19 protein-coding genes are annotated in these 20,443 nt (G+C 43.2%); all 19 read left to right on the top strand.

The features are described 5' to 3' along the window. Window positions 1-1,443 precede the first annotated feature (1,443 nt). The 19 genes from EDC56_RS07415 (at window position 1,444) to EDC56_RS19435 (ending at window position 20,069) form a co-directional block, all read left to right on the top strand. Complete coding sequence (locus EDC56_RS07415) at window positions 1,444-1,941, top strand: P-loop NTPase family protein (protein WP_123712837.1); 498 nt, start codon at window positions 1,444-1,446, stop codon at window positions 1,939-1,941. Between the two features lie 365 nt (window positions 1,942-2,306). Then, window positions 2,307-2,993, top strand: a complete 687-nt coding sequence (locus tag EDC56_RS07410; RefSeq protein ID WP_162844119.1) for a DUF4937 domain-containing protein — start codon at window positions 2,307-2,309, stop codon at window positions 2,991-2,993. Window positions 2,994-3,520: 527 nt separating this feature from the next. Further along, window positions 3,521-3,772 carry a hypothetical protein gene (locus EDC56_RS07405; protein WP_148059347.1) on the top strand — a complete coding sequence of 84 codons (252 nt, stop codon included), beginning with the start codon at window positions 3,521-3,523 and terminating at the stop codon, window positions 3,770-3,772. Between the two features lie 399 nt (window positions 3,773-4,171). After that, window positions 4,172-4,621, top strand: a complete 450-nt coding sequence (locus EDC56_RS07400; RefSeq protein WP_123711915.1) for a phage tail protein — start codon at window positions 4,172-4,174, stop codon at window positions 4,619-4,621. Window positions 4,622-5,110: 489 nt separating this feature from the next. Continuing rightward, entirely contained in the window at window positions 5,111-5,515 is a 405-nt protein-coding gene (locus EDC56_RS07395; protein ID WP_123711914.1) for a hypothetical protein, read from the top strand. A 104-nt stretch (window positions 5,516-5,619) separates the two neighbouring features. Continuing rightward, window positions 5,620-6,066: a hypothetical protein gene (locus tag EDC56_RS07390; RefSeq protein ID WP_123711913.1), complete on the top strand. Its 447-nt coding sequence runs from the start codon at window positions 5,620-5,622 to the stop codon at window positions 6,064-6,066. Between the two features lie 510 nt (window positions 6,067-6,576). Continuing rightward, a complete protein-coding gene (locus tag EDC56_RS07385; protein ID WP_123711912.1) occupies window positions 6,577-7,005 on the top strand; it encodes a hypothetical protein in 429 nt (142 codons plus the stop codon). Window positions 7,006-7,038: 33 nt separating this feature from the next. Then, the gene (locus EDC56_RS07380; RefSeq protein ID WP_123711911.1) at window positions 7,039-7,431 is read left to right on the top strand and encodes a hypothetical protein; all 393 of its coding nucleotides are present in this window, start codon (window positions 7,039-7,041) and stop codon (window positions 7,429-7,431) included. 398 nt (window positions 7,432-7,829) lie between these two features. After that, the gene (locus EDC56_RS07375) at window positions 7,830-9,716 is read left to right on the top strand and encodes an endonuclease/exonuclease/phosphatase family protein (protein WP_123711910.1); all 1,887 of its coding nucleotides are present in this window, start codon (window positions 7,830-7,832) and stop codon (window positions 9,714-9,716) included. A gap of 171 nt (window positions 9,717-9,887) precedes the next feature. Next, complete coding sequence (locus tag EDC56_RS07370; protein WP_123711909.1) at window positions 9,888-10,865, top strand: Gfo/Idh/MocA family protein; 978 nt, start codon at window positions 9,888-9,890, stop codon at window positions 10,863-10,865. Between the two features lie 109 nt (window positions 10,866-10,974). Further along, the gene (locus EDC56_RS07365; RefSeq protein WP_123711908.1) at window positions 10,975-11,511 is read left to right on the top strand and encodes a GNAT family N-acetyltransferase; all 537 of its coding nucleotides are present in this window, start codon (window positions 10,975-10,977) and stop codon (window positions 11,509-11,511) included. Window positions 11,512-11,690: 179 nt separating this feature from the next. Then, window positions 11,691-12,221, top strand: a complete 531-nt coding sequence (locus tag EDC56_RS07360; RefSeq protein WP_123711907.1) for a GNAT family N-acetyltransferase — start codon at window positions 11,691-11,693, stop codon at window positions 12,219-12,221. Between the two features lie 954 nt (window positions 12,222-13,175). Next, window positions 13,176-13,697, top strand: coding sequence for a fimbrial protein (locus tag EDC56_RS07355; protein WP_123711906.1), 522 nt, complete (start codon window positions 13,176-13,178; stop codon window positions 13,695-13,697). Window positions 13,698-13,786: 89 nt separating this feature from the next. Next, entirely contained in the window at window positions 13,787-14,512 is a 726-nt protein-coding gene (locus EDC56_RS07350) for a fimbrial biogenesis chaperone (RefSeq protein WP_211333603.1), read from the top strand. A gap of 2 nt (window positions 14,513-14,514) precedes the next feature. Beyond that, window positions 14,515-17,043, top strand: a complete 2,529-nt coding sequence (locus tag EDC56_RS07345; RefSeq protein WP_211333602.1) for a fimbria/pilus outer membrane usher protein — start codon at window positions 14,515-14,517, stop codon at window positions 17,041-17,043. Continuing rightward, window positions 17,034-18,083, top strand: coding sequence for a fimbrial protein (locus tag EDC56_RS07340; protein WP_123711905.1), 1,050 nt, complete (start codon window positions 17,034-17,036; stop codon window positions 18,081-18,083). Before EDC56_RS07345 ends, EDC56_RS07340 begins: the two co-directional genes overlap by 10 nt. 9 nt (window positions 18,084-18,092) lie before the next feature. After that, on the top strand, window positions 18,093-18,623 hold the full coding sequence (locus EDC56_RS07335) for a fimbrial protein (protein ID WP_123711904.1): 531 nt from the start codon (window positions 18,093-18,095) through the stop codon (window positions 18,621-18,623). Between the two features lie 273 nt (window positions 18,624-18,896). Continuing rightward, entirely contained in the window at window positions 18,897-19,451 is a 555-nt protein-coding gene (locus EDC56_RS07330; protein WP_123711903.1) for a fimbrial protein, read from the top strand. A 177-nt stretch (window positions 19,452-19,628) separates the two neighbouring features. Beyond that, window positions 19,629-20,069 carry a hypothetical protein gene (locus EDC56_RS19435; protein ID WP_148059346.1) on the top strand — a complete coding sequence of 147 codons (441 nt, stop codon included), beginning with the start codon at window positions 19,629-19,631 and terminating at the stop codon, window positions 20,067-20,069. The last annotated feature ends 374 nt before the right edge of the window (window positions 20,070-20,443 follow it).

The raw sequence follows: 20,443 nt of genomic DNA, 5'->3' as shown, positions 1-20,443 counted from the left end.
AATTTCATGATTAATAACGATCTCAAAAATTGCACCTTCCCAAAATTTAAACGCTCTAACTTGTTGTCGTCTTTATTGTCTAATAGGTGATAAAACTCATCGTCCACGATGAGCGTTATTGGGTCGGGCTGCTATATGCTTTAAGGGATGGCGTCCAGATATGCTCACGGGCACTTACGGCCACGGCCCAACGAAGAACAAAAGGCGTGATAGCACTCAATCCTCCGATATCTGGCCATGCTCGCTCACCCTGTCGACCAACCTCTTATTAATACATAAAGTATTGTGAAGAAAGTGACTTGCCCTCTTTTTCTATTTTTAGTAGGCCCCGAATATGGATATAGTCGTGGCGGAATATTGTTGGGTTTAGTGAATACAATGCCAGCAGTTAATAAACACCTGAAAACATTACTAAAGCAACAAAACAACATACCTATCTAGATGCATGGTTGAGACTTAATGGATTAGATTAATGCCATTAATAAATGAGCATATTCAGCAGTGTTTGCACTCACCCGAACCCGCTTATGAAATCCCTCATCTGGATTGCTCGAACGAACAATTAAAATATCAAACTTAGCACGACCTATAGTAACTAGTACGCCCAGGATAGATAGAGAAACCAAAAACAGATATAAAATTTAATCATAACGTTCCTTTTTAGAACTGATTAACGCCCACCTCAACTGCCGAAATCTACTAGCGACTTTTGTGCAGTTTTGTGCAAAACAAGTGACATTTTTGGCTGTCGTTTGCAGAACCTTGTTATACCTTTCTCTCTGTCAGACTCCTTCGCCTCACCTGCTCCGCTACTGTTTTTTTTCCAGTTTTAATCGCTGCTTTCTTCACTACTACGAGTCGGTCAGGCTTCCAGCACATCCTATTCAACGGTTTCGTCAGTCGACTTCACGTTGAGCTGCTCGATTAGAGCAATGTACTGGATCTCCCGAGTTCCGCATAAAAGGCACCACTACATGCACAAGGTCTCTAACTGCGAAGTGTCACTATCGGGCTGCCTAACGCTTTGATAGATTATTGCCTTCCCTTTCACCCAACGAGGTCAGAAAATAACTAACAAGCCCATCGTTATTTTGACGTATATATTCAATTCTCCTGTATTCAGGCGGTAATGAAAGTGGCTGTCTGATCAGTTGTGTAACCCGGTAATCGTCATAAATAACTAAGACACCGATTGTTATTCAGTCGTATATGCTCAGCTCTTGCGTGTTCAGAGGTCAAGGTATATGGTGGCTTGATAAGCACTTATTTCCAGAATCGACAAATAATAGGGCAAGCACGCTTCATCGCAGGATGCTCTTTGCAACTAACAGTAAATAAAATTTGAAATAACAAAGGGTTAAGATAGTATGCAGAGAGTATAAACAATAAAATTCTATATGCTGGCATCATATACAAATGCTTTGTGCCCCGAGGACTCGAGAATTGAGCAATATTCTAATATTTGGTAACTCAGGCTCAGGCAAGTCTACCCTAGCAAAGAATCTATGTGAAAACAGAGGGCTAGCCCACTTAGATCTTGATACGCTTGCTTGGACACCTACTGTTCCTCCTGAAAGAAAGACTTTAGATGAGTCATGGAGAGAAATAGAAAATTTCATCAATTCTCATGAATGCTGGGTGATTGAAGGCTGCTACACAGACTTACTGGAGCTTGTTAAAGAAAGCTCTAGTGAAATCATATTTATGAATTTGCCAGTTGATGCATGTATTTCAAATGCCAAAAACCGGCCTTGGGAGCCTCACAAATATGAAAGTAAGGAAGCTCAAGATGATAACTTAGAAATGCTAGTTGGCTGGATAAGGCAGTATGGCGAAAGAAATGATACATTTTCAGAGGCTGCGCATCAGAAGTTTTATGATCAATATAGCGGAAAGAAAAGTATGGTTACTCGTAATGAAACTCGCATTACCAGCAGCTAGAAGGCTTCGTAAAACCATCTCATTTTGCGCATAAAACCGCAGAGAAATTGCCAGTATTACTTCGGAGTTGTGCTGGGCGTTATCTGTGATTAAGGAAGAATAGATGGGCTGGTTAATAACTATTGCAATTGTATTATTTCTAATTCCTTTGCTCATGCCTTCATGGAAGTATTTTTGGATTAGCTCTTTCGGAATAACTAAGACACCCATCGTTATTTTGATGTATTTGTTCAATTCGTCGCAGGATGGTCCTTGTAAGGAATGGTAAATAAGAGTTGAAATAACATGATGTTGAGATAGCATCGGGAGTTGTAAACAATAAGATTATATGTTGGCGTCTTAGACAAATGTTAGGAGCTTCTGCATTGGCAATTACAAAACTTATCAAATGCACAATAAAAGCCGGTAGAAAGGAGCTGTTTCATCGAGGGCAGCTCGCTTGGAGTGAGCTGAATAATTGTGATGGTTTTGAAGGTCAGCTAGGTGGCTGGACGAGCGATGGAGAAGCAATAGTTCTTGGAGAGTGGGAGTCTGAGGAAGTCGTTGGGCGTTTTATGGATTCAATCCATGACAACATTTCCGAAAAAAGTAAGCAATCAGAAGCCTTCAGTCATTGCCAAGTCCAATATTTTGAAAAAGTATTGAGTATACCTGCCTTAGGAAGTAACGATGAACCTTCGCAAGGCTGTGTTCTTCGTCTCGCTCAATGTGAAGACGTACAAGATGTAGATAGATTTATGCACGATCAAAAGAGTATATGGAATCCAGCTATGGGGAAAGCTGAAGGGATGCTTGGTGGATTTGTTGCCCGTCATCTTAACCAAAGTAACCACTTGTTAGTTATTACCCGGTGGGAATCTCTTTTTCACCATGAGAATTACAAGGAGAGTATATTTCCTGGCTTAAGTCGAAAGGTAGCACCAGAGGCTTATATCAATAGGCTTTCAGGTTACGTTGTACGTGAGGATAATTCCTGGCAAGTTACTCCTAACAAGAGGGCAAGGGGGGGAACATTGGATCAGTCTTTAGTTCTCTCAAACTTTAGTGTTTAAGCTTCGGGCTGACGGTAGCCTGAGTCAACCTGATGTCCGATCCAATCGATCTTTGACTCAGGGCTGTTTTCTTTAGAGTGTAAATCTGGCGCCAGTTGATCATTGCTCAGTTTTTTATATGTTATGCACTTATTAGCTGCCCCCAAACTTGTAAAGCTCATCACTTTGGGTGGCTGGTTTTGTAGTAATGATTATTTGTCGAAAAGTTTTACTTTTTGAAAGTGTATTTTTGTCTTATCTCCATTGATAATCCGCTGACTATTAATAATATAAAGATTTTAATTATGCTTAAGTCTACTTTGTTTGGCACTCTATTCGCAGCGACTATGTTGCTATCGTCAGTATCCCATGCTGCATTAATCCCAGTGCAGGTTGATGTAACGTCTACTTGGAATTCTGTAGGGGGAGGTAGTGGTACTTACAATACCGTGACTCAGGATTTAAATGTAAACTATACGTTACATACCCCTAATGCGAACATGGATACGGTTAATCAAGCCCATTATAACGGCTTGATGGGAGAGATTATGACCTTAAGTTGCGAGGGACCGCCATCGCAATGTTCTTGGGTGCCAGAGAACCAGTGGCAATCCGTTATAGTGTTGTCTAATAGTTTGGATGCATTAGGTAATGGCGTTATAGAAACACAATTTTCAGTTGGTATTACGACGGTTGACTCGACTTTTTCGGTGAGCGCCGTACCTGTGCCTGCCTCTGCGATTCTGTTTGGTTCGGCATTGCTAGGCTTGATTGGCGTGCGTAGTAAGCAGCGACAGTAAGCGTCTTACATACCCTGAAAGCTATAAAAATTACACAGACGTTAAAATTACACAGACACCCATCGTTATCTTGTCGTATATATTCAATATTGCTGCGTTCAGAGGTAATCAAGGTGGGTGTCTGGATAAGTTCTGTCTACCGCACGAGCCCCAGCACTACTGATAATGGTCGAAAATACTTAGAGCTATCAGCCGCTTGTAACTTTCGATTCTGCCATTAGTACGTTACTGTATCCCTCAAATAATTAATAATACAGTTTATCGGCAGTTAGATTATTAGCAATAGTGTACAAGCCCAGCTATAACAAGGCCAAGTAGTGTCGCTAGCAAAACTGATTGGACTTCGCTACGCACAGCCGCTGTTGGTGGCGTTAAACAGAAATATAAGGAGATATAATTATGACAATTAAAGCAAGTGAGATAGCAAATAATTACCCTATTCTTACCTATCGTTATCGGATCACTGTAGGCGAAGAGGTCATGGCGTTTAGTAAGGTATCTGGTTTAAAAACGAGTCGTGAGGAAATCGATTATAAAGACGGCATGGGTGGTAGAGTTAGTATGTCCGGCGAAAAATCTGACCTCGATTTTACCTTGTCAAGAGGCGTTGTCTCTAAGGAAAGTCAGCTGTGGGCTTGGTTAAATCAGGCTTCTACTAATCGACTCGAGAAAAAAGACATTTCGATTAGCTTAATCAACGAAACCGGCACCGAACTCCTCATTACATGGAATATCTTGAATGCTTTTCCGACCGGTTTATCCGCGCCTGATTTTGACTCCACAAGTAATGATGTGGCCCTTGAAGAGTTAAGTTTGTCAGCCGACAGCATGACAATTGAATATCACTAAAAAATGAATGGCTCAGGTCTTCAAAGTTATAAAGATCCTCATAGTAAAATCGAACTGCAAGGACGCCCACCGTTACACCTTCTTGAACCCAGGAATTCAAGAGATTACTAAGACACCCATCATTATATTGTTGTATAGATTCAATATCGTTGCGTTGAGAGGTGATTAAGGTGGGTGTCTGGATAAGCTCTAATCTTACTTATATCAGCCCTCTACTCACACCAATCACTCCCCCTAATCGACGTCAATTCTTAAAGCTATCAGCCACTTGTAACTTCCCATACAGCCGCAGGTACGGTATTGTATCTCTCCAATAAATAACAACACGGCTTAGCGACAGTTAGCATGGACTTACTTCACAGTCAGCATTGGTCTATCAAGTGCCAGCTATAACAAGACCAAGCAGCATCGCCAGCAAAGCTGGCTGGACTTCGCTACACTAAGCTAAGCCACTGAGTTGGGCGTTCAGTGTCCGGAGGATTCGAGAAAGTGTGGGATGATCCCGTATTAACAAACATAGAAGAACACTTTTGGGAAAACCGAAACGGTGAGGTTGAGCAACAGAAGAATCCCGAGACTTTCGATATTCCATCTAAAGAAATTCGTATCAACTTAAAGCGAGGGCAAGCTGCCAAACTTGCTTTCGATATTCAAACTCAAGATGAGGATGGCTCGGTTCAAGTCTCTGGGGAGCGGATGTGGGTTATTGTCCTTAAAAAAACAAAAGGTCATTTTTTAGGAATCCTTGACAATGAGCCAGGTTGTATCGAGCCTGGCAGTGGCTATCTAGAGACAGGCTGTAAGCTTTGGTTCAAGCCCGAGCATGTAATTGGTATTGATAACCCACCAATGGACTATTTAACAAGTAGCTATCCAAATGAGTTCAGTACTTAACAAGGGTCAGCCACGGACTGTCAAACAGGTCGTTTTTTGTGCTTTCTGCAAAAAAAACGTCAGCTTTGCTTGCGACTGTAGTCGGCGTTAACTCACGGTGTTATATGAAAAAATTGATATTAATGTTGTTGTTTGTAGGCGGTAACATAATGGCTTCAGAGGATGGAAAATATTATTGGTTACTCGAAGAAGTATCTTGGTCTTTCGCTCAAGAAAAATCGGCAGATATAAATGCCTTTTATGATAGTCTTGAAATATACAATAAGGACATTGAAGTAGAGCTTCCTGATTATATTGGTGCAGGTCTGGGGTTTAATGAAGTTATTATCAAATATAGCTACGTAGAATTAATCGACAATAACTGGACCACTGTTAGAAATGAAATTCAATTAAAATCTGACTACGAATCCTTTTCAGAGCTTGAACTACTTTATCAGCTACATAATAATCTTCAGATTCACTACATGCAGCAAGATAAACATTATTTTGAGGGATTGGAATTACAAGAAGATAAAAAGAAATTGATATATGAGCTGATGCTGGGAAGCTAATAAAGCATAAAAAGGCTGATGCTGGGGGGCTCACCAGAGAAAATTAGTAGAGGGTTCTCCTTAAGTAGTACAGATTGGAAACAAAACCACGTAGGCCATGCAGGTGATAGGGCACCTTCATCGGTCTGTGCCTGAAACCTGAGCCGAACCCCCCAGAGGTGCCCAGTGCAGCCATCCTTCCGGTTGGCCTATCGTACAATGGATTCGTTTAACGCGGGCATAAATCATCTGATGTCGGCTAGGCTGATGATCGTATTACGCGATGTTGGCATTGGTAGCTCTTCCTGACTTATCACTTCTCTTATGAGGATGGGTTGTGCTCATAAGGGCTAGCCTGATTTTTTCATTTGCCGGGGCTATGACAGTTTTTGGTGTGCGTCAAATAAAATGCACAAATCCCTCTTTAGCTACTAAAAATAAGATAGCCTTTAACTTAAGTGCATGATGTGAGTACGCCAAAGGGTTAAATGCTGCCTGCAGGTTGTTGAACTGAAAGAATAGGGTGGGGTGATGATTAAAAGTTGGTTGGCATTTGAGGCAATTAAATGGGCAGTTTTAGCATCTATTTGTTATCTGATGTGGGGTGGGCCAGCCTTTATAAGTTGGATCTTGATTCCATATTTCGAGCCTGCTGATTTAGAGGGTGCCTATATTGGCATATGCTTAGTTGCGATAGCCGTATCATTTTGTGCTTATTGGTTTGTATTAGTTCGGAGTAAATTACTGACGGTGCCTAGAGATATTGTAAAGAGCTTTGTAGTATTTATCCTATTTCAGGCCGTTGTAGGTTATGTGCTGCCTCTATGTATACTGGGATATGAGGGTATGGGGTGGCTACTGATTTTCTTCCCTCTCGTAATTCTTTACCTGTTTATCGTCTCCCTTGTTGGTTATTTTCTAAGCACGAAGGTCTTTGTTGATAAATTCTGTAGAAAATAGATCGATATAAAATGAAAGGAAGAGGGGGGTAGTGTGGTGTTTAAATATTGGTTGAGCTTTGAAGTTAAACGCTGGCTGATAATGGCCCCAATAATAATGATCTTTTGGGACGGTAAAACGAATACTCACTACTTCCTAGCTGCAATTTTTATGTTGTTATCGATAGTGGCGTTTTGGATGACGCTGACTTGGCCTAAGGTGTTGGCGGCACCTAGTACTATTTTAAAGAGTTTCGCAGCCTTAACCCTGTTTCATGTGATCGGATATGCTGCTGTTCCATTGTTTGTGGCGACCTTTCTGGATGGCATCGGCGTTGCTGCATTGTATTTTGTACCTTTTATTTTAATCTATGTGTTTGTAGTGATGCCTTTTGTTGGTTTCTTGCTATGCACGAAGGTGATTTTTAATAAGTCACGGGTGCTATAGCTTGTAATTATTAGCGGTTATATGAGTGACATACCCTCTTTATACTATAGAGCCTGTTCGATTGTTTAATAATAAATTCTCTGTGGTCAAATAGCGTATCATTTTCTCCTGTATCATCTTGGTAAGGTTGGCAGCCCGATGATGTTTTTATCGTTGTGAGTCGATACTGCGGCGACACTATTGTCTGTACGATCGTTCTGTATTTGACACCCCAATTCTTTGTCATTAAAGCTTAATTTGGTGCTGATAGTATTTTCTATCTTGATTTTGTCTTTCCGAATCACGTTGTAAAGATCTGTGTTGTGGTCGTCAGTAAGCTGTGTGCTTGTTGTTGGTTTTGTAACTGATCGTTTAGCTTTCTTTATTTGTGTTTTATTTGTGTTTTATTTGAGGTTTTGATGGTGAATAAGGTTGTTTGTCGTTTATCTTTAAGCTTTGTTACTCTTTTTTTGGTGGCCTGTAATGATCATTCGTCATCAGATGATAGAAGGGTTGATGCGACCTCTGATGTGACTGAGCTTGCTCATTATGCATTCTCTGACCCTGCCGATGGCTTGACCAATCAGCATATTTATTCGATGCCGACGCCTGCGAGTCGGGACAGCGGCGGGGACAATACCTCACAGTTTACTGATAGCGGCACGTTGGAGATTACTGAGCGTGAAGGTTCTTTTACCTTTGGTGCGGCAGATGCTACTTATAAGAGCAGCTACAGCATTAAGGTGAGGCCGAAAGAGCTTTTTTATCCTGATGCTAACGAAAACAGTAAGCTCATAGTCTTTCAAACCGCTATAGGCACGCTTAAGGTTAACAAGAAAGGTGAGCTGTTTTATGACTCCAGGGATCCGCAGCGTCAGGAGGGCGAGCCTGTGGATATCCCTCTCGGTCAGAGTATGTCATCAGGCTGGATGAGTCTTATTATTGCTTCGGATGATGACTTTGAGCATGTCTATATTAACGGTGAAGAGGTATATAAGGTTCCTAATGATTATTCAACGGCTAGCTCAGTAACAGTTGGTGGCAACGACAACTCGTTAGTCATGGAGCTGGATGATGTTCGTCAGTTTATTGGTATGCTAGATCAGCAGCAAATTAACTCAATTGTCGGCCTTGATCTTAAAGGCCGCGCAGTGGTAGCTCCTGTTTATCGTCCAACGCCGTCACGTGGGATGAATAATGTCCCGTACTCTGCGTTGACGTTGGAGTGGGCAACACATGAGGCGATGCAGCCATCCGGGACGGAGTATCAGGTAGAAGTTGCAACGGATAAGGGCTTTGTTAACAAGGTCTACTTGGAGACGACCGACGAGACAAGGCTAGTGCTACCAAGTCTAGAGGCCGATGTAGATTATTTTTGGCGCGTTACTGCCAATCAATTGGTTAGCGATACTTTCAGTTTTCATACGGCACCTGCTGAGCATGATGTCTCAACTATCACAGCGATGGAGTTTAATGTCTGGTCGGCCAATAAGAGCGGGACTAATACAGCGCCTATTCATGGCTCACACTACATTGCAGAGCTGATTCGCGATAAAGGGGCAGATATTGTCTTTTTAACGGAGGGTTCACTGAATGCTCCCGCGGTTGCTGAAGAGTTGCATTGGAATTACCGTCGTGCCTATGTAGAAAATGACCCTGATGGCCCACTCAATTGTCGTTATTATCCAGCAATACTAACGCGCTATGACATTAAAAAAGAACTTTTTGCAGCGGGTCATGGCCCCAATGATAAGAAAGTGGGTATTCGAGTTCACAGTGATGAACTAGGAGAGGATATCGATGTACTGTTGTCACATCCCAGTGCCAACGATGCCAGTGACGCTGATATTGCGTTACACAAGCCTATTGAGGTTGTGCTTGAGCATGAGAGAAGTAGATTATTCTTTGTAGAGGAAGAGCTAGTTAAAGCACAGGAGAATAATCCGGATGCGGCTAACCTAACGATATTGGGTGGCGATTTGAATTCAGTCTCATATTTGGACCTACAGAACAACAGCAGAGAAAGCTATCAGGATTATGCCGACGTGAGATTACCTATCACCAGCTATATTCACGACAGCGGTTTTGTCGATAGTTATCGATCTGTACATAGTGATGTGAATAGCTACCCAGGGGAGACGTTTGGCGCCTATGCGCACAAAAAATCCGATCGTATTGATTATATATTTCACAAGGATGGAAACTCGTTAACCTTAGAGCCAATAGAGTCTTATGTGTTTTCTTCCCACCCGGCAGTCTGGTTGTCTGATCACATGGGGTTAGTGACGAAGTATAGGGTGAACTAAGTCAGGTTGAGTTCACAAGGAGGCTCTGGCTTGCCAGTGGATGGGAAGCTGTCTGGCGTGGAAGCACAGGAGGCGCGAGAGCGTTGCACGATAGATCAGCTCTATTCTTTGGATAGGTAGGCGTTAAAATGATAGGATCGTGTTACTTTTAAGGGCCATTTGGAGGGGGTGATGAAGAAAAGTATTCGCTGGGGGATCATCGGCTGTGGTGCAGTTACAGAGGTAAAGAGCGGCCCCGCTTATCAAAAAACGAATGGGTTTCAGTTGGCTGCTGTAATGAGAAGAAGCAAGTCGTTAGCTAAGGATTACGCTCAACGACATAATGTTGAAGCGTACTATTGCTGTGCTGATGCCCTTATTAATGATGAATCAATTGATGCGATCTATATAGCAACCCCTCCTGATACCCATAAACAATATGCATTACGCGTAGCCGAGGCAGGCAAAGTGTGTTGTATAGAAAAACCAATTGCCCCAACCTATGAAGATAGTAAAGAGATCTTAGAGGCTTTTGAACGAGCAAAAGTCCCACTTTTTGTTGCATATTACCGCAGATCTTTGCCTCGTTTTAACAAGGTGAAGGAGTTGCTCGAAAGTGGCAGTATTGGCATCGTTAGGCATATTAGTTGGCACTTAAATAAGCCGGCGAATGACATTGATTTGTCGCGAAAATATAATTGGCGTACGGATAAAGATATAGCTTTAGGAGGGTATTTCGATGACTTGGCGAGTCATGGCTTGGACCTTTTTGCTTATTTGCTCGGTGAATTTGAGGTGGTTCGAGGTGTTGGCTCTAATCAGCAAGGATTATATTCCTCGCTTGACGCTGTCTCCGCCTGTTGGGCGCATAAGAGCGGTGCTACTGGTGCGGGCAGTTGGAATTTTGGAGGTTTTTCAAGAAAGGATGCCGTCACGATTTACGGTAGTGATGGGGAGCTATCGTTTTCTGTCTTTGATGAGCAGCCAATTACTCTCTCCCAGCCTACTCGGCAACAAGAGATTCATATTGAAAACCCACAAAACATTCAGTTGTACCATGTTAATAATATAGCAAAGCAACTTTTCTCAGGCTGTGAACACCCGTCAAGCGGCGCCACGGCGACGCATACAAGCTGGGTAATGGATCAAATCTTGAGAGCTGATGGCTAATATTATTGTTGTCTGGATTATTAGTATTGTTCGCTGATGGCTGAGTTTCAACACGGCCATCGCGAGTGTTATTAGTCGCTGTTTATAATAAAAGTAAAAGGTAACTGCGTTGTTTAAGCTGTCGGTAGATGAAGAAATTAACTTGTACCTAGTGAGCGAGTCGTTTACTGATAGGTATGTTGTGCTGGTAGAAGAGAATAGAGACTATCTATCGGAGTGGCTCGAGTGGCCAAGATTCTGTAAAACACAAAGTGATTTTAGTGCGTTTGTGAGGGCCTCACTCCATCGTTATGCTGACGGGGCGGGCATGAATTGTGCGATAGAGTATCGCGGTGAGATTGTAGGTAGCTCAGGTTTTAATAGTATTAATCAGCTATTAAAAGTCGCTGAAATTGGTTATTGGCTGGGTGAGCAATATCAGGGGCATGGAATCATTACGCGTGTTTGTCGCTATCTCATCGACTACGCATTGACAGAGTTGGCCATGGAAAAGGTGCAAATAGCTGTCGCAGAGAGCAACGTATCCAGTAGGGCGGTCTGCGAGCGATTGAACATGCGCCTAGAGGGAGTGATCACTAACCGAGAAAAGGTTGGTGATAAAATACTCGATCACGCCATTTACGCTATCCGTAAAGGCGGTGTCTAGGGTGAGGCCGTATTCTAAGTGGATTTTCAGTAGCTGCCTCATTGCTGCGATCTAACCTGCGTAAATGTGTTAGTACTTACTTATGCTTTTTCTTGCTCTTTGTTAGTTGTAACTATTCATCACGTGACTCGTCAGTTAAGCTACAGCGACAAATAATGAATAAAGTTAGGTAGCCAACAATGATGTTTGAGGTACTTTCTGAGGAGCACACTCGGCAGCTGTATCAATTTGAGGTTGAAAACAAAGCCTGGTTTGAATCGTTTATCGCACCGAGAGAGGCAAGCTTCTATACGATAGAAGGTGTGAGTAGTCATATTCAGCAAAGTATCGTTTCATTTGTCAGTACACAGATGCTGCCTTTGGTTCTTGTGAGTGAAGGGCAAATTATCGCCAGAGCTAATCTAAGAGCAATATGTAGAGAGTCTAAAAGTGCTGAGGTCGGTTACCGTGTGGCGAAACAGCACACAGGTAAAGGTGTCGCAAGCTTATGCTTGGCGAAGTTGATCAGCGAGGCTGAGCTAAGATTTGACCAGCTTAGATTAAGCGCGAAAGTATTAGACAATAACCCAGCGTCTCGACGTGTGCTTGAAAAGCATTTGTTCCAGCTATCGACTTATACCCCCAATTTCATGCTATTCAATGAGCGTGAGATAGGTTGTACCTTGATGGAGCGGAGCTGCGAGCTTGCAAAGGCTAATAGTAAGCTCTGATCTAGGCGGCCTACGTTTGAGATTGTGTACCTATCAGTCTAGTTAGCCGTTTATGCCAGTTTGCTTGCTGGTTATAGGTATTTTCCCTGGTGTTGCCCTCTATATACCCCTTTCTCTTCCGTTAAGGTTGAATGTCGTTGATGGGGTAGCTTTGTCATTGCATCAAGGGCCAAGGCTTATTGGCAACTCGTTGAGACATTCTTCGAGTTAAATCGCAATGAATTAGATGTTATTCACGTGTTTTCCAATGCGCTAATGTGATAGGCGAATACATTGAAATGTTATAATATTACGTTTTTATTGCAATAATGTAATGTTCACTTTGCCTAAATGTGAACACTGTCCACATATTTTTTGCTTTTTTCACTTCCGCTTTAATTGTCTGATTGTGAATATATTTATTAATTATTTTCTATGTTTCTCGTCTCAAGCTCAACGTCTGGTTAATAGCTCAACGAAATTATTAGTTGATCTCTGTTCAAATTTTCTGCCGTTTTATACCGTATAGTTTGTATCGTCATTACGATTTTTCTCTTCTTGCCTTTTTTATTTTTTGGTTTGATGGAAAATTTAGTAAATACAATTATAAAAAAAAATATGCTGATATCGTGAAATGAAATGATCGCGATAATGTTGGTTTGCTGCGTGATATACCTATGCAGCCTTTAAAATAGGGGGTACAGGGAAGGGGTTGGCATTAAATGATTGCTAGGGAATCTGGCGGTTTGTAACTTGAGTGTGTATGGATGCGTAAATGTGCAGGAAATGTGCAGGAAATGTGCATGCAGAAAATTTCGTGATTTAGTTGTTTCGAAAGAAATAAATTGCGTAATTAATAGTGTGTGAGATTTTGGGTTTGTGCAGCAGTAAGTTGTGCAGATATAAAGTAAGCGTGATTTATCGCGCAATAAAGGCTGAGCAAGCGTTCGGCAATAATGTGATGGAGTGAGTTTAATGAAAAGTGTAAAAAGTCGTTGCTTGATGACGTTGGGGTCAGCAGCTTTCGTATTGGTGGCGGGGGGCGCGCAGGCGCAGTCTCATGTCACCTTTCAAGGAGAAATAACGCAAGATAGTTGTACTGTTAATATTAATAACGAAACATCGCATATAGTTAAATTTGATGCGGTCTCTAATAAAGAGATTATGGATGAACACTACAGCCCGCAGAAAATAACGCTTCCAGTAACATTGACGGATTGCGAGGGCGTAAGTCAGGCACCAACACTAACGTTTAATGGAACTAGTACCACTAATGGTGATCTTGAAAGCGGGCTTACAGATGTATTCATTAAGTTTAAGCAAGGGGATACTGAGAAGGACTATACAGTGAATGAGCCATCTGATGAGTTAGAATCTTATACCGATGGTTGGAAAAAAGACTTTAAGGTTGAGTTGCATGCGGAAGAGGGAGGGGCCCCCCAAGTTGGAACGTTTGAAAACACAGTGGCAACTCTAACGGTCAACTACAAAGACTAATCTGAGTTATGAGTTGCAACCGGTATATCACTATGCCGGTTTTTTGAAGATACAATCGACTTAACTTTGAAAAGTAACTGGAGTCAGCAGTGGCAAGTAAAATTAATAGTGTATGGAAAAATATTTCTGTAATTATAGGACTGTGGCTGGCTGTGAGTAGTGTGGCTAGTGCATCGCCTACAGTGGGTGCTACGCGCTTGGTGTTTGATGGTGCGAAGCATGAGAGCTCGATTACAGTGCGTAACGGTGATGACACCGCGTATCTTATTCAATCTTGGGCTGACGCCAAAGGAGCGGATGGAAAGAAAGCTGATGCTGCAAAACCGCCGTTTATGATAACGCCACCATTATTTAGGATGGAGGCAAAAAGTGCAAATCAGTTGCGAGTGATTCGTACAGGAGGCGATCTGCCTGAAGATCGCGAATCTGTGTTTTGGATGAACATCAAGGCGATACCACCGTCAGATCCGGACGCTAAAAATACACTGCAATTTGCCATTAATACACGAATTAAATTGTTTTTTCGCCCAGCTGGTCTTCCAGATATAAAGGGAGCAGCTTGGCAGAATGTGAGTTTTGAGCGCCGAGGAAAGCAGTTGTTCGTTACTAATCCATTGCCGTTTTACTTAACGTTTTCTCGATTAAGTGTTGGTGTAACGGATGTTGTGACAACGGGTGTAATGGTACCGCCGAAAGGGACTGCGAGCTACACGTTGCCCGCTGCAGCAAACGGTAAGGTGAGCTGGGCGTTAATAAATGATTATGGTGGGGCTAGTCCATTATTCTCGGCTGTGCTAGGCGATGGGAGTAAGTAATAATGGTTTTTGGAAATCACAAGAAGATCTACGCAGCGATGATGCTTCTGTCGTTCACTGCGCCACGACTTTATGCAAAAGAGTATTTTAGTCCTGCAATGTTAGGGCTTTCGAATGAGGAGTCGATAGATCTTTCTGTTTTTTCCGATGCTGGAGGTCAGTCGCCTGGAGTCTATCGGGTTGATATATATCTCAATGAGAATGTACAAGACACCAGAGATGTTAACTTTATTAAAGCTGAAAACGGTCAGTTGCAGCCAGAGTTAACAATCGCAGAACTGAAAGCGATGGGCGTCGATGTGGCAGCGGTAGCATCGCTGCAAGGGTTACCCGAAAATCAGGTGATAGACGATCTTGGCGCCTATATCCCGCAGGCGAGCAGCCGCTTTGATTTTACTCACCAGCAATTACATGTTTCTGTCCCTCAGGCAATGATGCAGCGCGAGGCAAGAGGCTTGGTGAAACAAAAGTATTGGGACGATGGTCTCCCAGTGCTAATGACAAACTATAGCTTAAGTGGCTCTAACAGTTGGAATGAGAGCGGAGGAGGGCGTAAGGATAGTTATTATGCCAACCTTCGTAGTGGCATTAACGTCGGTGGTTGGCGGTTGCGTAACTACAGCGTCTGGAGTCAGTCGTCAGGGAATTATGCTGACGAAGAGTCCGCGAGTGAGTGGAGCTCGTTGAGTACGTATGCAGTACATGATGTCAGGTCAATTAAAGGGCGAGCCACCCTGGGTGACGCCTCAACTCCTTCGGATGTCTTCGATAGTTTGACTTTTCGAGGAGTGAAACTGGAGTCCGCTGACAATATGCTGCCAGACAGCTTACGTGGCTATGCGCCTACAATACGTGGTATAGCAAACAGTAATGCACAGGTGACCGTGCGTCAGAGTGGCGCAGTGATTTATCAAAGCTATGTGCCAGCGGGGGAATTTGTGATTGATGACTTATACCCAAGCTCTGGCGGTGATTTGGAGGTAACGATTACAGAAGCGGATGGTAGTGAGCACAGTTTTTCTCAGCCGTTCGCAAGCTTGCCCGTGATGCAACGTGAAGGCAGGTTAAAGTATGGTGTTGCTGTAGGTAAGTACCGTAGCTGGAGCGACTTAGACGAGCCAGTTTTTAGTCAGTCGACATTAATTTACGGCCTTGGGCATGGTGTGACTGTTTATGGTGGCCTGCAAAATGCTGAAAATTATAATGCGGCGGCGCTCGGGTTTGGCCTAGGGCTTGGTGATTTTGGCTCTATCTCACTCGATGTAACACATGCTAATACTGCGCTTGAAGAATACACGTTGAAAGGTCAATCATACCGTTTTCAATATGCCAAAACGTTTCAGGCGACAGGAACGGCAATTGCTTTGGCGGGTTACCGTTACTCGACCGAGGGGTTTTATAGCTTTGAAGAGGCCGTTGAGCGTCAGGGCTATATGGAGGATGATGAAATTAATGGCGGTAGAGGAAAGCGGCGTCGTAGGGCTCAGTTCTCTCTCAATCAACCGCTAGGTGGTTCGGCTGGCTCGCTTTATACCTCGGTATATCAGCAGGATTATTGGTCTAAAGATGGTTACGAGCGCAATATTAATGTGGGGTATAGCAAGAGCTGGAGTGCGGCGAGCTTAAATGTGAGCTATAACGAAACCGAAGATAGCTATTACAATGACAAAACTCGCGCGGTCGTCGTCAGTGTCAATGTGCCGCTCGGTTCTTTGCAACACAGAAGTTACGGGACAGCAAGCGTGAGCAGTAACGATTCTGGTGAAACGAATTACTCAGCAGGAATTTATGGTACGGCGCTAGAGGGTGACAATCTTGGCTATAGCGTACAGCAACGTTATGGCAACCGTGATACTAGGAATAGTGGCTCAGCGAGCATCAATTATGACGGAACATATGCTGAGCTTGATGCAGGCTATAGCTATACGGCAGGAACCAGCCAGCAGGTAAATTATGGCGCGCAAGGGTCTATTGTTGCCCACCCATACGGTGTGACGTTTGGACATTCAATGTCTGACATGACGAGTGCGGTGTTGGTGCGTGCTCCGGGAGCCGCTGGTGTAGGGCTGAAAAACTCTAATGGTGTTGCTACCGATTGGCGTGGGTATACAGTGCTTCCTTATGTATCGCCGTATAGACGAACACGTGTCGCTTTAAACACAGAGAGCTTGGGTGAAAGCGTGGATATTATACAAAATGTTAGTGATGTTGTTCCGACTCAGGGCGCAGTCGTGTTAGCAGAATTTAAGACAAAGGTCGGTAGTCGAGCACTACTCACACTCACTAAAGCAGGCAAGCCGGTGCCTTTTGGTGCGACAGTCATTGTTGATGGAAATGAAGAAGAAGTAGGCATGGTGTCGAGTGATGGTCAGGTATATTTGAGTGGTTTAGCAAAACAGGGCAGTTTACTCGTACGCTGGGGAGATGGTGATGAAAAACAGTGTCGGTCGAATTATACGTTGCCACAATTGGATGAAGGAGAAAACGGTCAGGCTGTTAGTATTCAGGAGGTGTTCGTCGAATGTATTTAGTAGGTAATAAGTTTCAGTGCAGCTTGGTATCCTCACTTTTCAGTGCGCTGTTTATGGCATTGTGGAGCGGCCATTCGCTGGCCGCAAGCTGTCAAGTTGGTCAGCCTCTTCAGCAGGCCGTGGGTATTATCACTCCCGCCCCCGGAGCGCCAGTAGGAACGCTCCTTAGTACCACTGCGGGATCCAGCGGCAGTACTGTTTTAATGAGCTGTGTCTCAGACGGTAGGCCACAAGACATTTATGTGGAATCAGCTGGCGATACTGTGATGATTGATGGTCGGACTATCACTAATATTGGTGACTCAGGTATTGGTTTTGCAGTTAAGGTTCAGGCAGAGGCCATGTCTGGGGCCGGCCATGCGGGCGGAATGCGCTACTTGGGTGAGCGACGAGGCGCAAAGGATGATACGCATACTACGGTATTAAATACGGTTGATCTCCCTGCGGGTAAGAAGTTTTCGATTCACGCGCAAGCAGTTTACGAGTTTTATAAAACGAAGAAAAAGATTAAGCCCGGGGTATATCAGGTCGCTAACGCGGGAAGCATACATCTAGAGGGGGAGTCCGCTGCATCGGATATTGGAGTGACTGGGCTCAAGGTGATGGGGACCTGCACTATCATCGATGGTACACATGACCAAAGTATTGAGTTGGGGAAATATCCTCTGGACACCTTTTCCGGTATCGGTACAAAAACGCCTACTAAACATTTCACCATCAAGATGGATTGCTCCGGAAAGCCTAAGGTGACTGGTGCACTTCGACAGATAGGTGATTGGGATGATGTTTATGGTGACCCTTATACTTTTAGGCCTACTAACTATGACGGTAAAGGTGATCGAGGTATCGGAGTTCGAGTCGAGCTACAGGGGAAAGGGCTGGGAGCAGAATTAATTGAGCATGACGAGCCAAAATTGCTGACAGAGAGTGCGACAAATGAGTTTATCCTGGACTTGAATGCGTATTATTATCAGTTTCGCGACACGATTATTCCGGGTGATATTGACGCTAACCTGCAATATGTTTTTACCTTTGAATAGAGTTGTATTATGAAAGTATTATTTTTTTCCTCCTCATTCTTACGACTTTGGTTGCTACCCTTGTTTTTTAGCTTGAATGTTGTAAGCGCAAATGCAGGGCTACTTACCACTGCGACGCTCAGTTTTCGCGGCGGTACTGAAACACCAACTTGCGCAATCGATCGTGATATAAGTATTGTTATTCCTGTGGCGAATTTGGAAGACTTTCCGGACGCGAATTACTCTTCAGATAGTGTGAAGTTCGATATACCAGTATCCTGTTCAAGCACTGAAGCAAATCTTGTGGCAATACATCTTGCGGGTCAAGAACTGAACAGTAGCGGGCTGCTAAGGGTGACTGGGGCTCCATCGGAAGAGGTCGGTATTGAGTTTCTTGAAGATGGGAATAAGATAGGTATAAATAGCGATACAGCATTTAAAAATACGACAGATGTTACTAATTTTAAAGTGAATTTAGAGGCGAGAATAACCTCGATTAAAACAGTGACAGAAGTCGGAAAGGTTAATGCTGTTGCGCAAATATGGGCGGTCTATGAGTAGGTGTTTATAGTTTTTATTGTTTTTTTAAGGGTGTGCTGGGGTGATTTGAGGGCTTCATAATAGGCTGTATTTTCGGTGGGAATGATATGGCTATCACCGCGGCTCTGTTTGTAAAGGCGTTATTCCTAAAGAAGATTCTCTTAAAAAGACTTTTTGTAAAGAGTGTTGCTAAAAATGTTGGTAAAAAATTCTTCTTGAAGAGTTTTGTTAAAGGCAGGTGGGGTATAACGCTCCCTGATACACTGTAATCTATTTTTTAATAGGGTGGATGAAATGAGAGTAGGAAGAAAACACTGCTTAGCGATGCTGCTGGGCAGTTTTGCCTTCTTGGTGGCTGGTTGGTCGTGGGCTGATGAGCCTCCCCCTACCGTTAGGCTGCTAAATGTTTCTGGAGAGATCGTGGCTGGAAGCTGTAAGGTAACAGTTAATGACCATGACAATACGACGATTTACTTTGGTGAAGTGAGCATCGCGGAGCTTAAAAAAGTTGACAGGAATGCAGCGGGTGGAGGTGTTATCAATGTGCGTTTAAATCATTGTAAGCAGGTTGCGTCGGCGCCGGCGGTGGCATTTTCGGGAGTTATAGGAGATGACTGGGATACTATTGCTACAGGTCGTAATGGCGTGGGTATTCATATCCAGTACAAGCCAAGTTGGGGCGCGGGGGGACAAAGCTATCAGTTGGGAGATGAACTTAATACGGTGCCAGAGGGCCCAGATGAATATGTCGCTACATTTTTTACGAAGATGGTAGAGTATAATGGTCAAGAGGCAACAGTAGGGTCGATAGGTAGTCCATCTATAACGTTAAACGTTATTTACCATTAGTAATAATCGTTTTTCGGCCGGGAATAATGCCTGCAGGTTCTCCTGTCTCAGCACGCCCAGCTAATGCCATTGCAATCGTGAATATTTATTACCCATAATTTTATTACCAGCGCTATGTTTATAGCGCTGTTCCTCGTGACGAGATGGTTTGTAGTATAAGAAAAGAGGTTTGCTTAAGTGGGACGTGTATCTAAAGGTTATATTTGTAGTGCTGTCTTGGTGGTGGGTGCGACGTTTTTATGCATGGTGTTGTTTGACATGTTCTCCCTGCCAGGTGCTGTGCTGATGACGGCCATCGTCTCACTCCCCACGCTGTTGATGCTTTCCATCTATCTTATTTGTAAGCGTTATTATCCGAAAGAAGTGCTGTTGTCTTGTCTGTCTGATTTGTATCTTGCTAATTTGCTCGCCTGCTTAGTTTTGCTTGTTTATCACGTGATTATTACTGTGATGTTTCCTTATGCTTGGGGTGATTCGTTTACTCGTTCTTGGGGCATTTTTTCTGTGTGTGCAGCAGGTATTGTGTCTCTTCCAGGAATGGTTCTTGGTACTCTTTGCTATTTTATGGAGGATAAGTTATTGCCAGGTAGAGAATATAGGGAGGATGGCTACTCTTAGTGATTTTATAATTAGTTATATGGGATTATACCTTAACATTACTTCTTCGCATTGGAGTAGCCGTTTATTAAAGAATTTATAGATAAAGTTATTGTTGCATTTAGCATTTTTTTTCTCTGTGTTGTCTGGCTGATATATCTGGCGAACGGTGTCGTTTGGGTCTCTGACTTACTTGGCTAGCCAGGTGAGGTCGAGTTAGCTCGGCTGGTGATTAAGCTGTCTGTTTGGTGTCAAGTGGTGACTCGACACTGATAAATTATTTTTATTAAAATAATGCTCTATAAAAATTAATGTTTTCGCTGATTTTGTTTTTATCACTCTGTTTTGTATTGGAAAGGTTGTTTTTAATTGAATAGGTTAAATAATGATAATTT

The organism is Sinobacterium caligoides (genome assembly GCF_003752585.1).
Taxonomy (GTDB): domain Bacteria; phylum Pseudomonadota; class Gammaproteobacteria; order Pseudomonadales; family Sinobacteriaceae; genus Sinobacterium; species Sinobacterium caligoides.
Note: the sequence above shows the minus strand (reverse complement) of the source record. Positions and strands in the feature narration are given on the sequence as shown.